This window comes from Pseudoxanthobacter soli DSM 19599 (assembly GCF_900148505.1).
In the GTDB taxonomy this organism is placed as follows: Bacteria; Pseudomonadota; Alphaproteobacteria; order Rhizobiales; family Segnochrobactraceae; genus Pseudoxanthobacter; species Pseudoxanthobacter soli.
The window spans coordinates 114,986-128,546 of the sequence record NZ_FRXO01000005.1 but is presented as its reverse complement, the minus strand read 5'-3'; the positions used below and the strand labels follow the sequence as shown (position 1 = coordinate 128,546).

The following is a 13,561-nucleotide window of genomic DNA, read 5'->3' as shown; positions in this document are numbered from 1 at the left end:
TTTGCGCCGCCGCTGCAAACCGCCGGCCTGTTGCGCCCAGCCGCACGTCGCGCGACCGCCTCAGCCGATCTCGACCGGACCGGTTCTCGAACCGAAATGACGGATTTCGGCCACGTCCGGGCGGGCGCGGATCGCCTGCACGATCGGTACCAGCCGCTCGGCCCAGGCCGTGGCGCCGCCGCGATCGGCGATGAGGTCCTGCCGGATCTCCAGCAGCGCATGGGCAATGCCGCGGCGGGTGGCGTGGCGATAGAGCGTGTCGCCGCGCAGGGCGCCGTCATAGGGCTCGTTGTCGCCGACGACGAGCGCCGGATCGGCCCGAAGCTGCGCGATCATCGGCAGTGCGGCACGCGGATCGCTGTCCCACAGCACCGCCGCATGCCACGGCCGCGGCGTACCGCGCCAGACCGGCGTGAAGCTGTGGATCGAGACCACCAGCGGGACGATCCCGGCCGCCAGCATGGAATCGAGCCGGGCCTCGATCGCACGTTGGTAGGGCCGATGATAGGTCTCGAGCCGCAGCTCGCGCTCCGTCGCATCGATCCGTGCATTGCCCGGCACCACCGCACCGTCGGAGAGCCGCATCACCAGGGTCGGATCGTCCTCGCCGCGATTGGGATCGATCAGCAGGCGGGAGAACGTCGTCATCAGCGCCGGCGCTCCGAGCCGGGCGGCTAGCGCCTCCGTCACCGCCGCCGCACCGATATCATAGCCGATATGACGCTCGAACTCCGCCGCCGGCAGGCCGAGGCCGCCATAGGCCGCCGGTACCCGGTTCGACGCATGGTCGCAGATCACGAGGATGCCGGTGCGATCATCGCCCTCGATCGCGACGAAGGGCGGCGGCTCGCCCTGGGGCCGGGCGGAAGCCGGATTGATGGAGGCGGACTGGGGATCGGTCATGGGCGGCAGCAGTCGATCAGAGCACGGGGGATGAAGCGGAGCGGCGGCACGCAACGGGCAGGCGCGGGTGTTCCGAAGAAGGCCCGGCAGGCTGGCCCGTGCACGCCTCCCCGCTCATAGACCAATTCGAGCCGCGGAACACGGCGAATGAAGCCCCCCGGCCCGGGACCGCCGATGTCCGCCCCCTCGCAGCCCGACCAAACACCATCGCCGGCCGGGGTCGCCGTCCGATAGACGGCCATCGGCGCCGCGTGGAACGCCTTCCGATCCGATAGCCCCGTCGGACCAAGGGAAAACGGCGCCGAATCAAGAGCTTGGAGACACCCCGGCCGCTCGGGACACCTCGATGCGAACGGGGCGTGATTTAGCCGCCTTCTCCCACCCAAGCGTGACACGCCCCCCGCCCGGCCGCCGCGGCCGGGCGAAAAATCCCTCTTTTTTCAAGATATTAATAAAGCTCTCCACCGCCATCCACCGCATTTTCGAAAGAACGCCGCCGTGGCCTTGCGTCGGCGCCGCCGATGATTATAGTGCCGCCGCGAGCAGCCTCGGACACGTACCGGCCTGCTTCCCGGAGAGGTGGCCGAGTGGTTGAAGGCGCACGCCTGGAACGCGTGTATACGGGAAACCGTATCGAGGGTTCGAATCCCTCTCTCTCCGCCATTTCAGCCCGCGAGTGGGCGCGCCGGTCCCTACCGATCTGCCGCTAGAGACCGACGTCAGGGCTCGCAGCAGTTCGCCCTTCGATCCTATCCCCAGATGCTGGCGAGGCCGTAGGCTCTCCCTGCCGATTCCGTCCTCGCGGCCTTGCCCAATCTTATGTGATTGCGCTTCGGCCTCGAAGGTCCGCGCCAGTGCCTGCGTGTCAACGTGTTTCCGGACGCGTGCCGGTTTGGCCGATGATCAAATTTGCTCGGTCGGCAGGACGAACAGCTCGGCGACATTGACGTGGGCGGGAGCCTGGGCCGCAAAAAGCAACGTGTCAGCGATATCGTCCGGGTCGAGAAACGTGATGGCGGCTCTGTAGTCGTCGAGCTGCCGGCGCTTTTCCGGATCTGTGGTCTGTTCGGGCAGTTCGGTGGCGACGGCTCCGGGCTGGATGCTGGTCACACGGATGTTGTGCTTTTTCCCGACCTCCATCCGCAGTCCTTCGCTGAAAGCGCTGACGGCGAATTTGGTGGCGGAATAGACCGTGTAACCCGGCCCGAAAACCTTTCGTCCAGCGATAGAGGATGTGTTGAAGATATGGCCGGAATGCTGGCGGATCATGTGCGGCAGGACGGCGGCCGTCATGTTTAGCACACCCTTGATGTTGATATCGACCATGGCATTCCACTCATCGACCTTGAACTGATCGATCTCCGCCACCGGCATGACACCCGCGTTGTTGAAGAGGATGTCGATCACGTCGAACATCTGCATGAAACGATCGACACCCGAGCGGACCGCATCTGGATCTGCCACATCGAGTTCGAGAACGAGTGCCTCGCCACCTTGGCCGTCGATCTCCGCCTTCAGAGCATCGAGCCGATCGGCCCGCCTCGCTGCGATGCCGACCTTAACGCCGGCCTTTGCCAGTTTCAGCGCCGTTGCCGCGCCGATGCCGCTCGACGCCCCGGTAATGAGGGCGGTCTTTCCCTTGAGATGAGTCATCTACATTTTCCACTTTTTCGAGAAGTCTCGCAGGCGGTCGTGCCAGCAGATATCGGTTCAATCAGGTCTCGAAAGACGCAGCAGCCGGCCGACCGAACGCACCATCCGCAGCAACGGCGGGCGCCGCGGATGCGTGCGCCCATGGCCGGATGCGCCCATGGCACAGTGGCCGGTTGGCGCGCGATGTCGGCCGTGCGAACCCTCCGATCCGACGGCGTCCATCACGCTTGACCGTGTGGATGATGGGAGTTCGTTTCCTTAGAGAGCTTTCCGATCTGATGGAATCATCAGATCGACAAGAAATCGCTCCAGATTTAAGAGCTTGAGCATATCCTTGTCGTTCAGATCGGTTCAATCTGAACAGGATATGCTCTAGAGCGGTAGCTCGAAGCTGCCCATTTCTTGCCTGTTGCTCTTGCAGCCAAGCGTTCTTTCACGGGCCAGCCGGAATCCCGGAATCAGTTGCGTCACAGTGAGGGCGTCGCCCGTTGGCGGACTGCCACATCGTTTGACAGGATCGCGGTGACGTCGCGCTTCGGGGGGGCGCCGAACAGCCGGCTATATTCGCGATTGAACTGGGTGGAGCTCTCGTACCCGACCTTGAAAGCGGCGAGGCCCGCATCGATCCGATCGTTGACCATCAGCCGCCTAGCTTCGTGCAGCCGCAGATGCTTCTGGTATTGCAGGGGGCTCATCGCGGTGATGGCCCGGAAATGATGGTGCAGGGTCGATTCTCCCATGCCCGCCATCGCGGCGAGTTCTTCGATCCTCAGTGCTTCCGCGAAATTGCCGCGGATCCACTGAATTGCGGTCGCGACCCTGCTCGTGCGCGCGTCAAGCTGGACGGCTTGGCGCAGGCGATCTCCAATCGGGCTGATCAGAACGTGATAGAGGATTTCACGCTGGAGAGACCGTGCAAGGGCGGGAATGTCTTGAGGCCGATCCAGCAGTTCGGTCAGGCGCATTGCGGCGAGAGCAAGAGACGGCGTCACCGGGCCGATGGCCATACCCATACTGGCGACCGGCGCTTTCGCGCCGTATTGGGCGAGCTCTGAAATGAGCTCCCGCGCCAAATCGAGGTCGATGCTCAGTTTGATCGAATAATAGGGCTGGGACTCGGAGGCATTCAGAACCTGAACGATGGTGGGCAGACCGACCGCCGTCATCAGGAAGTGAGATTCATCGTACACATAGCTCTCGCCCCCCAGAACAACGCGCTTCGATCCGCGGGCGATCAGGGCGAACGATGGATCGTAGAAGAAAGACGCCGGCTCCGCGGGACCGGTCTTCCCATGAATCGTAAGACCGGCCACAGCCGTTTCAGGTCGCCCGTTCGTGCTCAGGTGACGTTTGACGATCTCGGCGATCCGGTCGCGAGCAAGGGCGATCATCGGATCTTCAACGGTGGTTTCGCTTCTGACGATGGTCATTCCAAGCCACCAGAAATTCGCACCACGACGATGCGACCTGTCTCAGCCGCCTGAAATGGGCGTCTTTCCGCTGATAACCTAGCCCGATCCCCTCTGTTTATTGCCTGTTCCTGTCGAAAATCGATGGCTCCATGCCCGCGCCGCCCCGGCCTGTCCGGAGCGGAGGCCGCAGGCCCTCTAGTCGCCCCGTTCACATCGCGCGCGATGCCCGGTGGCGGGCTTGCGTCACGGCTCCGGTGTCGCGGCTGTTTCGTTGTCGGGTTCATAGGTGAGAATATCGCCCGGCTGGCAGGCGAGGTAGCGGCAGATCGCGTCCAGTGTGTCGAAGCGCATGCCTTTGACCTTGCCCTGCCGGAGCAGGCTGAGATTGGCTTCGGTGATGCCGATATATTCGGCCAGTTCTTTGGATTTTACGTTGCGCTGCGCCAGCACCGCGGCAAGGTTCACTTTGATGGGCATGGCGATCAGATGAACTGACTGTTTTCTTCGGCGAGCGCGGCCGCCTTTTCCATGGCCCAGGCCAACGACGCGACGACGCCCGCAAACACGGCCAGGATCATCACGTCGGAGCTGATCTCGATGGCGATCTGCTTCGGGCCACCGTTCCAGCCCAGCGCCAGCGTAAACAGCATGCCGGCAAACGGCTTCGCCAGGGCGCTCAATCCGGTTCCCAGGGCGAAGTCGCGCAGCCCGGCGATGCCTTCGGCAGCGAACGGCCGCCCCGCCGCGAACTGCGCGAGGCACACGCGCAGCCGCAGCAAACCCCAGCTCATGGGCAGGAGATGCAGCAGCGCCGTCGCGATCGCGACGAACTGCATGGCGGCGCCGTAGCCCACATGCCCTGCGCCGGCCAGCCAGTAGCCGATCGCCAGCGCCGGCAACAAAACCGCCAGCCCCAGGGCCAACACGCCGAGCGCGCTGAACGCGATCCGCGCGCGCGGCGACGGCCGATGGGCCGCCTGCGCCCCCACCTCGCCCGCGAAGACGAGACCGCCTCGGTTCTTCATCTCTCTCCCCCTCCGGTTCGGGATCGAGTTATGGACCAAAAATTATTGTTTGACAATAATCTTTGGCCGCTGATAAGCGTGAATTGTTGTTTTACGATAATGGAGTTTGCCCATGAACGCCAGACTCGCCACGCTGCTGACGCTGTCGCTCGGCCTCGCCCTGCCGGCTCAGGCCACCCCTTCCACACCTACCGGGGCGATCTCCGTCGCCCAGGTCGTCGAGCTGATCGAGCGCGCGCCAACGGACAACGCCGCTCGGAATGCGGCGATGGCCTATCTCGCCGGCGTCGGGGAAACCACCGGCCTGCTGGTGGCCGAAGCCGGGCGGCGTTCCTCCATCAGGATGACCTGTTCCCGCCCGCTCGGCATTTCCAGCGATGCAGCCCTCGCCGCGTTCGCTCGCACGGACAAGGCGACGTGGGGCAAGACCGCGGCGACCCCCATCCTCGTCGAGGACATGCTGAGCCGTGCGGGCTGCCTCTAGAGCGCTTTCCGATCCGCACGACGGGGAGCACGGCCACCGCCATGCTCCCCTCGCCCGCCTCTTCCGCACGGGCGGGCCGGCGCGGTCAGGCGGTGAAGCCGCCGCTCACGTCGATCACGGCGCCGGTGATGTAGCCGGCATCGGGGCCGGCGAGGAAGACGATGGTCGCCGCCACCTCCTCCAGCCGCGCGAAGCGGCGGATCGCGAGAGAATCCATCACGATGGGCGGCAGGTTGTCCTTCGAGGCGGCGGCCATGTCGGTGTCCATCAGACCCGGCTGCACCACGTTGACGGTGATGCCGCGGGGGCCGAGATCGCGCGCCGCGCCCATGGTGTAGCCGACGATGGCGGCCTTGGTGGCGGCATAATCCGTCGTCAACGGGAACGCCACGCGGGTGCCGAGCCCGGAGCCGACCGAGATGATGCGGCCGCCCTCGGGCAGCACCCGCACGGCGGCGCGGATGTTCGCGATCACGCCGGCGGTGTTCACCGCCCACTGCCGGTCCATGGCGGCATTGTCGATCGCCGGATCGTCGATGGTGTGGCCCTGCACCGCGACGCCGGCATTGTTGACGAGAATGTCGAGCCGGCCGAACGTGTCCACCACAGCGCGCACCAGTGGTTCGGCGCCCGCCGGATCGCCCTGGTCCGCCCGGATCGCGGCGGCGCGGACGCCCCGCGCCTTGAGGTCCGCGACGACCGCCGCCGCCTTCTCCGCCGAGGCGACATAGCTGATCGCCACATCCGCGCCGGCATCGGCGAGGGCCGCGGCCGTCGCCGCGCCAAGGCCGCGCGAGCCGCCGGTGACGAGGGCAACCTTGCCCGCGAGTGTTCTGCTCATCTGAAACTCCATGAAGGGTGGCAGGCGGAGGGGTTCCGCCATGCCGGCCGCGGCACGCGCCGAGGCGTGCGAAACCGGGGCGCCGCCCGAACGAGGCGGCGGCAAGGATCGGCGCGAACTGATTCGATACCAACCGTTACGATAACGATCGTTACTTTACATGGACGGCGGGCGCCAATCGTTTTATAACGAGCGGTATCGAAACGAGGCCGCGATGGGACGACACCGGGAATTCGACGTGGACCAGGCGCTGGATGCGGCGCTGTGCGTGTTCTGGCGCAAGGGCTATGAGGGCGCCTCGTTCGAGGACCTGACGCAGGCCACCGGCGTGGCGCGCCCCGGGCTCTATGCCGCCTTCGGCAACAAGGAGGCGCTGTTTCGCCGCGCGGTGGCGCGCTACGACGCCAAATACATGGCCTTCATGCGCGAGGCGCTGGACGAGCCGGACAGCCGCGCCGTGGTCCGGCGCATTCTCGTCGGCTCGGCGGAGGTGCAGACCATGCACGCGCACGCCCGCGGCTGCCTCGGCATCAACGGCGCTCTCGCGTGCTCGGACGAGACCGAATCCATCCGCCAGGAACTGGTCAGGCGCCGCGTCGCCGCGGAGGCGGACCTGAAGGAGCGGCTGGAGCGCGCGCGCGCCGAGGGCGAACTGGCCTCCGGCGCCGATTGCGCGGCACTGGCGCGCTTCGTCATGACGGTAGCGCAGGGCATGGCCATCCAGGCCAAGGCGGGCGCGACGCGCGCCGACCTCATCGCCGTCATCGACCACGTCCTCGCGACCTGGCCCTCGGCCGGGCGCGGCAAGGCAGGCTGAGGCGCGGTTGGTTGGCCGGGGATTTCTGAACTGCTAAACTCACGGCGGCGCCGGGCTCAACCGTCGAGATGTTGCGGTTGGCCTGCGATTTCTGAACTGCTAAACCCCGGAGATTGCTTACCATCACGAGAGTTTGGTTGCGGTTGGCCTGCGATTTCTGAACTGCTAAACCGCGCTCCCAGATATGGGCCGTCTTCTCGCGGTTGCGGTTGGCCTGCGATTTCTGAACTGCTAAACCTGGTTGAGGCGGTGGGTTTCGATGGCGGTGGTTGCGGTTGGCCTGCGATTTCTGAACTGCTAAACCGAGCCGGAACGTCTCGATTGCCCGCGTCACGTTGCGGTTGGCCTGCGATTTCTGAACTGCTAAACCGAGATGGCCGCGCTGTAACCATGGCTCGATGTTGCGGTTGGCCTGCGATTTCTGAACTGCTAAACCAGCCCGCCGATGCGTCGAGTGCGAAGGGGCGTTGCGGTTGGCCTGCGATTTCTGAACTGCTAAACCAGATGCGTCGATAACCCTTTGTTTTCAAACGGGAAATCGAGGCATCTGGTCGGCAGGTTCCGCCGGACATAACTAGAACAGTGCCAGCTGATCGGGATTCTTGCGGGGCTTCTGGCGCCGCTGGCTGGAGAATCGGACGATCGCCTCATACTGCCGGTCGGTGAAGGTGAGCACATGAACGTCTCCCTTTTCCGGTAGATTGGCCTCGATCCGCTTCAAGTGTGCTTCGAAGCTGTCGCGGCCGTTGCAGAAGCGCGCATAGACAGAAAACTGGCTCATCTCGTAGCCGTCGTCGAGCAGGAACGTGCGAAACCGCGTCGCATCCCGCATCTGCTTCTTCGTGCCCACCGGCAAGTCGAACATCACGAAGATCCACATCAGCCGGTACCCGCTCAGGTGTGCCGCATCGCCCGCGCTCACGGGTCGCCCCCGCATCATGGCTCGCCCCGCATCACGGGTTGCCATCGTCGATACGGCCAGCCGCATCCCACTCCATCGCCGTCGGCGGGTCGAACAATGCAAGCTCGGCGCGGCCGGTTTCGAACGCCCGGGCAAGCGACAGCGCGAGCCGGGCCGCGGCGACGGAGACGGGTGACGCCTCGCCCGCAATCCTGAGATCGAAGGCGATCAGGCGCGCGAAACGCCGCTTCATCGCCGGGTCCAGCACCTCGATACCCTCCCGCGCCATGGTCTCGGCCAGAGCGTCGACCAAAGGCCGGAACGGTTCGACGAGATCGTCGGCCAGGGCGAACGCATTACCACGATTGGAATGCTGGATGCCGAGGGTGGGATGCAGCCCGGCGGCCACCACGGCGCGGGCGCATGTCGCCCGCATCACCGCGTAGCCGTAGTTGAGCAGCCCGTTGACGCCGCCGCTGTCGCGGTCGCGGCGAAACCGCGCTCCCATCAGAAGCGGCCAGTAGCGGCGTGCAGCTTGTGCCTCCAGGTTCTCCTTGTCGCCGGAACTCACGCGCCGGGCGATCAAGGGAAAGGCCTCCGTACCCTCGATGCCGCGCGCGGCAAGCAGCGAACCCTGCATCGCGATCTTGGCCGCGACGATCTTCCGCCAGAGCTGCTTCATCAGCGGCTTCGACGCGCCGAGTTGCGCCTGCATCCGCGCGCTCTGCGCGTGGTGTCCTTCCAGCGGCAAGGTGACGGCAACGGGCGAATGGTTCGCGCCGCAGAACACGATCGGCGCACCGCGCCCGGCGAGCCCAGCGACGAGATTACCGCTCCAGAGCGCTTTCCGATCTGATGGAACATCAGATCGACAAGAAATCGCTCCAGATTCAAAAGCTTGAGCATATCCTTGTCGTTCAGATCGATCCGATCTGAACGGGATATGCTCCTGTCACGCCATAGGCATGGACGACGACGGCATGGATGTCGTCGAGCGCGATGCGGCCGACCTCGACGCGGTCCTTCTCGACCAGGAGAAAGCCGCGATGGACGGACAGGTGCAGCCCGTCGCTCGCGATATCGACGATCCGCTCCATGCCGCCCTCCTCTACTCGCGCGGGCCGGGATCGAAGACCCGGCCGAGCGGATCGATGCGGACCTGGCGCGCCTTCAGCTTCTTCAACGTGCTTGCCGCGAGATAGGTGTACTTGAACGGATCGACATCGTTGGCCTCCTTGTCGCGCGCCTTCAGCGGACCGGCCTCGTTGGGCGGCACGAGTGTCAGGTTGCCCTGCTGGTTCAGTCCCACGACACGCAGCAGCTCGACGGGGGCGCCATCCCGCTCGATCGCGATCACGTCGTTCTGGCGCAGGCTCAGCACCTTCCTCGCCGCCGGGTGAGGACGGCGGTCCCCGGTGTCGGGGCGGTGGGCCTCGAACTGGGAGATGACGTCCGCCTTCCACTTGCCGTCCGGCAGCCGCCACACATCGAAGCGCGCGTTGGCGTCACCCTTGTAGGCCTTGTAGGGCCGGCCCTCGCGGTCGCGGATCGGGATGACGTTGAGCGGCTCGCGCACCCGCACGCGGCGGATGCCCCTGAAGACGGGATGCTCCTTCGCGAAGCGTGCCAGCGCCTGCTCGAACGCCTTGCCGGCATGATCGCGCGTCGCCTCGAACAGGGCCTGGCGCAAGGCGTCGTCCGGGATGCGGCCGGGATCGAGGATGTCGCCCGGCTTGAGGCTCGCGAGCGGCACGCGATGCACCACGATCGGCGTCTTGCCGTCCGCCGCCATCTCCCCGGTCAGGCCATAGGCGGTGTCGTTGTGAAGCCGGCCGGCGGTGACGTCGCGGTTCCGCGAGGGTTTTCCCTTGCGGCCGTGATCGGGCTTGTGGCTGGCGCGGACGCGGCCGAGCCGGCCGCGCAGTTCCTCGCGGAACCCGTCCCAGGGCTGCGCCAGATCCTCAAACAGGCGGTCGAGTTCCTTTTCCTCGGCGCGGGCGGCGGCATAGGCGATCCGCTGCATCAGGCCCCTGTCAGTCACCGCGGCCACCGCGGCGTCGATGGCGTGGTGGCGATGGTCCAGCCGGTTCTTGGGCGCGTTCGAATGCTCGTTCTCGACGAAGTTGTGGTCGGGCAGCAGGCTGTTGAGGCCCCAGATGCGCCTGAGCATCGCGGTCATCCGGCCGGGAATCACGTCGACGCGGCCGCTCTCGGCGGTCGGGTAGAGGCAGCGCAGATATTTGCCGGCCAGGCGGGAGAGATATTGCGTGTCCGTGAGCTGGCGGGCGATGAACCCGCCGTCGCGCTCGACGCGCTCCGCCGCGTCCGGCCCGAAGCGCCATTGCTTCGACCTGTGCATCCGCGCGACCTGCGCGCTGATGGTGTCCCACCGCTCCGGGTCGCCGCCCCAGCGCTCGAACGGCGTCTGGTTGCCCTTCTCCCGGTTGCAGGAGCGGTGAGCCACGACCTTGTTGCCCGCGCTGTCGTCGAGCGAGCGGGAATAGGGAATGACGTGGTCGATATCCGCCTCGCCGGTGAAGAGCTGACGGATGCCGATGGGCTTGCCGCAATAGGGACAGCGGCGATCCATCGGGTTGGCCGGGTTCGCCTCCTCCCACAGCCGCAGCAGCGCCCGGTTCGCGCCGGTATCGGCAATCCCTTCGGCTTTCAGCTTGTCGCCGCGGGCCGCGGCCGCCTCGGTGTCGCGCCGGATGCGCCGGCGGTGTTCCTCGCGCTCCTCGTCGTTCAGCTTCAGTTCGCGCGCCAGTTCGACCACGATCCGGTCCGGCTTGCCGTGCACCGCGATCACGGCGTTCACCAGCTTCTGAAGCTGGCGCATCCCGATGTGAACCGTCGGGTTGGTGATCTTGCCGAAACGCCGTTCCAGCGGATCGGCATATTCAGCCTTGCCCGGCGCGATGTCGCGGGCGAGCACCTCGCCATAATAGGGCAAGGCATCGAAGCTCTCCCCGGTGCGGTGGTCGCTGTGGTGGAAGCCGGCGGCGTGCGCCGCCTTGTCGTAGGTGACGACGTCCTCCCGCAAGTGCTCGAGCAGCCGCCGCGTCGCCGTTTCGCCGAAGCGGCCATGTCCCTCGGGCAGGTGCGCGGCGGCGACGGCCGCCGCCGCCGCATCGTCGAGGTCGTACTCCGCCTTCAGCCACGCCAGCAGCGCGTCCGGATTCTCCTCGTTCTCCAGCCGGTCGATGATCCGCAGCTGCTCGTCGAGGCCAAAGCCGTTCCAGCGCGGGCCGAACCGCTTCCTGTCGGAAAGTTCGGCGCGCACCTCGTTGCCGGCGAGGTCCTTGCGGGTGTCGCTCTGCTTGTTGAAGCGCTCGCCGTCGCCGAGTTTCAACAGCTTGGCGAGGCTGTCGAAGCTGACCTTCTTCCGGTCCTGAAGCTTCATGATCAGCTTGTCGCGCTCGGACCTGGTGAGCGGACGCTCCCCGGCACCGGGGACGACGATGCGGAGATGATTCACCTCCTCATAGAGCCGCCGCTCCTGGAACAGGGGGTGCGATTTCGCCAGCCGCCGCTCGTCCGCCGGAACCCCCGCCATGCCGGCGAAGGTGCAGTAGCCGACCTCCACCGCCTTCAGCGGCCGCTGGAAGAACAGGATGCGGTGGAGCGCAGTGCGTGCGGCCTCGGTCATAAGGCCCGGATGGTGGGCGGCCTGGGCCTGCCAGATGGCCTCGAACTCGGCCTCGACATGGCGGCGCTGCGGATAGAAGTCGTAGGCCTGGTTCTCGCCGCCCATGCGCACGCGGGCCGGCCTGCCCTCGGCGATGCGGTCTGCGAGGAAGGCGCCGAGGGTGCGGCCATCGAGCGCGCTATCCAGCGCCTGCGCGCCGGTGGCGATCTTGCCATCCTCGTTGTCTTTGCGGCGGCGGTCGGCCTTGCGGTTGCTCCTGAAGCCGCGCCGCTGGCCGAGCGCGAACAGGGCGCGGCCGATCTCGTGGGGGTCGAGCCGCTCCGTCAGCGCGCGGCGGCGCAGGTCGTAGGGATTGAGATCGGCGAGCGCGCGGGCCGCGTCGTTCGGCACCGGCTGCCGCCCGCGACGCTGACGGATGGACGGGTCCGGCAGGTCGCCCGGCATCAGCCCGTGTTCGATCAGCCTGGCGAGAAAGGCCGCGCGACGGCCGAGATAGCGATCCCGCCGCCGCCGCATCGCCCTCGCCACCCGCCGGTCCACGGCAAGCGACGCCCTCGACTTCGGATCGCGCCCGTCGCCGAAGATGCGCACGCCGATATCGACGATGCGCCCGTCCCCGATCAGGCACCAGCCGATGCTGTTGGTGCCGATGTCGATGCCCAGCTCCCGAGCCATGTCTCGCCCCCTTTTCACCCGGCATCGGAACGCCGAACGACTCAAAGTTGCGAGAATCATAATCCGGAATTGCAGATCGCCGTAAAGACGAGGATCGATGTTGACTTGCGCGCGTGCTTTGCCGAAGATCGATCGTTCAGAAATCGCAGGCCAGCTGTTAACAAGCAGCTTGGCTGCACCAAATAAGGGCGAGGCTACGGCCTCGCCTTTTCCATTTCCGCCAGCGGCTTCGCCTATGCCCGCGCAGTGTGCGGATGCAACCCGGATGCGGCCTGCACCGCGCCTGCAGTGTCACGTCGCGAAATAGGCCGGGCGGTCGAGGTCCTCGATCAGGCCCGCCTCCTCGGGGCGCCAGCTGAGAGCATCCCGGGTCTTGTGGCCCGTGGCACGATTGTCGATCCCGGCGAAATGCGCGAACCAGCCGAAATGCGCCGCCACATCTTCGCCGCTCAGGGACATGACCGGCAGGTTCAGCCGGCGGCCGATCACCTCGGCGATCCGGCGGAACGGCACGCCGTCCTCGGCGACACCATGGAAGCGGGCGCCCGCCGTCCCCTTTTCCAGCACGAGCCGGTAGAGCCGGGCCGCGTCGAAGCGGTGCACCGCCGGCCAGACATTGCCGCCCTCGCCGATATAGGCGGAGAGGCCCTTCTCCCGCGCGAGGCCGATCAGCAGCGGCACGAAGCCGTGGTCGCCGTCACCGTGGACGGAGGGCGGCAGCCGCACCACCCGCACGTCGACACCACGGGCGGATGCCTCCGCAGCGGCCTGCTCCGAGGCGATCCTCGGAATGGCGGCAGAGGCGGGCACCTCGTCGTCTTCGGTCGCAAGCCGGCCGGAGGGCAACAGGCCCGTGCCGGAGGTGACGATCAGCGGACGCCCGGATCCCAGAGCATCCGCGAGCGCGCCGATCACGCGCCGGTCGACCTCGCAGTTCTCCTTGAAGCGCGAGAAATCGTGGATGAAGGCCGTGTGGATCACCGCATCCATCCCGGCCGCTCCCTGGCGGAGGCTTTCCAGATCCTGCAGATCGCCGCGATGGACGGCGGCGCCGGTTTCGGCCAGCGCCCGCGCGCCGGCCTCGGACCGTGCAAGGCCGCGCACCTCATGCCCCGCGCCGATCAGTTCCCGCACGATTGCGGAGCCTACGAAGCCCGTCGCTCCGGTGACGAAGACACGCATCGAGTGAATCCTTCTCGTG

At 66.3% G+C, this 13,561-nt stretch carries 13 protein-coding genes, 1 tRNA gene and 1 CRISPR repeat array; of the genes, 3 read left to right on the top strand and 11 right to left on the bottom strand.

Features of this window, described 5'->3' with window-relative positions:
• Positions 1-60: 60 nt before the first annotated feature.
• Positions 61-903: an N-formylglutamate amidohydrolase gene (locus BUF17_RS13410; protein ID WP_084564641.1), complete on the bottom strand. Its 843-nt coding sequence runs from the start codon at positions 901-903 to the stop codon at positions 61-63.
• Between the two features lie 573 nt (positions 904-1,476).
• Here BUF17_RS13410 and BUF17_RS13405 point away from each other — a divergent pair.
• Positions 1,477-1,566 (top strand) — tRNA-Ser (locus BUF17_RS13405).
• A 240-nt stretch (positions 1,567-1,806) separates the two neighbouring features.
• On the opposite strand, the gene BUF17_RS13400 is transcribed toward BUF17_RS13405, so the two are convergent.
• The 4 genes from BUF17_RS13400 to BUF17_RS13385 all read right to left on the bottom strand — a co-directional run bounded on the left by BUF17_RS13400 (position 1,807) and on the right by BUF17_RS13385 (position 4,993).
• Positions 1,807-2,556, bottom strand: a complete 750-nt coding sequence (locus BUF17_RS13400; protein ID WP_073629503.1) for an SDR family oxidoreductase — start codon at positions 2,554-2,556, stop codon at positions 1,807-1,809.
• Between the two features lie 467 nt (positions 2,557-3,023).
• A complete protein-coding gene (locus BUF17_RS13395) occupies positions 3,024-3,986 on the bottom strand; it encodes an AraC family transcriptional regulator (protein WP_084564639.1) in 963 nt (320 codons plus the stop codon).
• A 225-nt stretch (positions 3,987-4,211) separates the two neighbouring features.
• Positions 4,212-4,445, bottom strand: coding sequence for a helix-turn-helix domain-containing protein (locus tag BUF17_RS13390; RefSeq protein ID WP_073629501.1), 234 nt, complete (start codon positions 4,443-4,445; stop codon positions 4,212-4,214).
• A gap of 5 nt (positions 4,446-4,450) precedes the next feature.
• On the bottom strand, positions 4,451-4,993 hold the full coding sequence (locus tag BUF17_RS13385) for a hypothetical protein (protein ID WP_073629499.1): 543 nt from the start codon (positions 4,991-4,993) through the stop codon (positions 4,451-4,453).
• Between the two features lie 112 nt (positions 4,994-5,105).
• Between BUF17_RS13385 and BUF17_RS13380 the strand changes: the two genes are divergently transcribed.
• Positions 5,106-5,477, top strand: a complete 372-nt coding sequence (locus tag BUF17_RS13380; RefSeq protein ID WP_073629497.1) for a hypothetical protein — start codon at positions 5,106-5,108, stop codon at positions 5,475-5,477.
• An 85-nt stretch (positions 5,478-5,562) separates the two neighbouring features.
• Here the strand turns inward: BUF17_RS13380 and BUF17_RS13375 are convergent, their stop codons facing one another.
• Positions 5,563-6,318 carry an SDR family NAD(P)-dependent oxidoreductase gene (locus BUF17_RS13375; protein WP_073630021.1) on the bottom strand — a complete coding sequence of 252 codons (756 nt, stop codon included), beginning with the start codon at positions 6,316-6,318 and terminating at the stop codon, positions 5,563-5,565.
• A 214-nt stretch (positions 6,319-6,532) separates the two neighbouring features.
• Here BUF17_RS13375 and BUF17_RS13370 point away from each other — a divergent pair, with 214 nt between their 5' ends.
• Positions 6,533-7,135, top strand: coding sequence for a TetR/AcrR family transcriptional regulator (locus BUF17_RS13370; RefSeq protein ID WP_073629495.1), 603 nt, complete (start codon positions 6,533-6,535; stop codon positions 7,133-7,135).
• A 70-nt stretch (positions 7,136-7,205) separates the two neighbouring features.
• Positions 7,206-7,637: a CRISPR direct-repeat array (repeat unit 36 nt; unit sequence GTTGCGGTTGGCCTGCGATTTCTGAACTGCTAAACC).
• A gap of 72 nt (positions 7,638-7,709) precedes the next feature.
• Here the strand turns inward: BUF17_RS13370 and cas2 are convergent.
• The 5 genes from cas2 to BUF17_RS13345 all read right to left on the bottom strand — a co-directional run bounded on the left by cas2 (position 7,710) and on the right by BUF17_RS13345 (position 13,542).
• On the bottom strand, positions 7,710-8,057 hold the full coding sequence (gene cas2, locus BUF17_RS13365) for a CRISPR-associated endonuclease Cas2 (RefSeq protein ID WP_244530881.1): 348 nt from the start codon (positions 8,055-8,057) through the stop codon (positions 7,710-7,712).
• A gap of 31 nt (positions 8,058-8,088) precedes the next feature.
• Positions 8,089-8,916 carry a type II CRISPR-associated endonuclease Cas1 gene (gene cas1, locus BUF17_RS13360; RefSeq protein ID WP_428977652.1) on the bottom strand — a complete coding sequence of 276 codons (828 nt, stop codon included), beginning with the start codon at positions 8,914-8,916 and terminating at the stop codon, positions 8,089-8,091.
• A gap of 37 nt (positions 8,917-8,953) precedes the next feature.
• Positions 8,954-9,133 (bottom strand): hypothetical protein, encoded by a 180-nt coding sequence (locus BUF17_RS13355; protein ID WP_073629491.1) that lies wholly within the window; start codon positions 9,131-9,133, stop codon positions 8,954-8,956.
• A gap of 11 nt (positions 9,134-9,144) precedes the next feature.
• A complete protein-coding gene (gene cas9 / locus BUF17_RS13350) occupies positions 9,145-12,360 on the bottom strand; it encodes a type II CRISPR RNA-guided endonuclease Cas9 (protein ID WP_073629489.1) in 3,216 nt (1,071 codons plus the stop codon).
• 291 nt (positions 12,361-12,651) lie between these two features.
• The gene (locus tag BUF17_RS13345) at positions 12,652-13,542 is read right to left on the bottom strand and encodes an SDR family oxidoreductase (RefSeq protein ID WP_073629487.1); all 891 of its coding nucleotides are present in this window, start codon (positions 13,540-13,542) and stop codon (positions 12,652-12,654) included.
• Positions 13,543-13,561: the final 19 nt, after the last annotated feature.

Excerpts from the sequence above, each read along its gene's own strand:
- BUF17_RS13410 (WP_084564641.1), bottom strand. The coding sequence starts at position 903 with ATGACCGATCCCCAGTCCGCCTCCATCAATCCGGCTTCCGCCCGGCCC.
- BUF17_RS13400 (WP_073629503.1), bottom strand. The coding sequence starts at position 2,556 with ATGACTCATCTCAAGGGAAAGACCGCCCTCATTACCGGGGCGTCGAGC.
- BUF17_RS13395 (WP_084564639.1), bottom strand. The coding sequence starts at position 3,986 with ATGACCATCGTCAGAAGCGAAACCACCGTTGAAGATCCGATGATCGCC.
- BUF17_RS13390 (WP_073629501.1), bottom strand. The coding sequence starts at position 4,445 with ATGCCCATCAAAGTGAACCTTGCCGCGGTGCTGGCGCAGCGCAACGTA.
- BUF17_RS13385 (WP_073629499.1), bottom strand. The coding sequence starts at position 4,993 with ATGAAGAACCGAGGCGGTCTCGTCTTCGCGGGCGAGGTGGGGGCGCAG.
- BUF17_RS13380 (WP_073629497.1), top strand. The coding sequence starts at position 5,106 with ATGAACGCCAGACTCGCCACGCTGCTGACGCTGTCGCTCGGCCTCGCC.
- BUF17_RS13375 (WP_073630021.1), bottom strand. The coding sequence starts at position 6,318 with ATGAGCAGAACACTCGCGGGCAAGGTTGCCCTCGTCACCGGCGGCTCG.
- BUF17_RS13370 (WP_073629495.1), top strand. The coding sequence starts at position 6,533 with ATGGGACGACACCGGGAATTCGACGTGGACCAGGCGCTGGATGCGGCG.
- BUF17_RS13355 (WP_073629491.1), bottom strand. The coding sequence starts at position 9,133 with ATGGAGCGGATCGTCGATATCGCGAGCGACGGGCTGCACCTGTCCGTC.
- cas9 (WP_073629489.1), bottom strand. The coding sequence starts at position 12,360 with ATGGCTCGGGAGCTGGGCATCGACATCGGCACCAACAGCATCGGCTGG.
- BUF17_RS13345 (WP_073629487.1), bottom strand. The coding sequence starts at position 13,542 with ATGCGTGTCTTCGTCACCGGAGCGACGGGCTTCGTAGGCTCCGCAATC.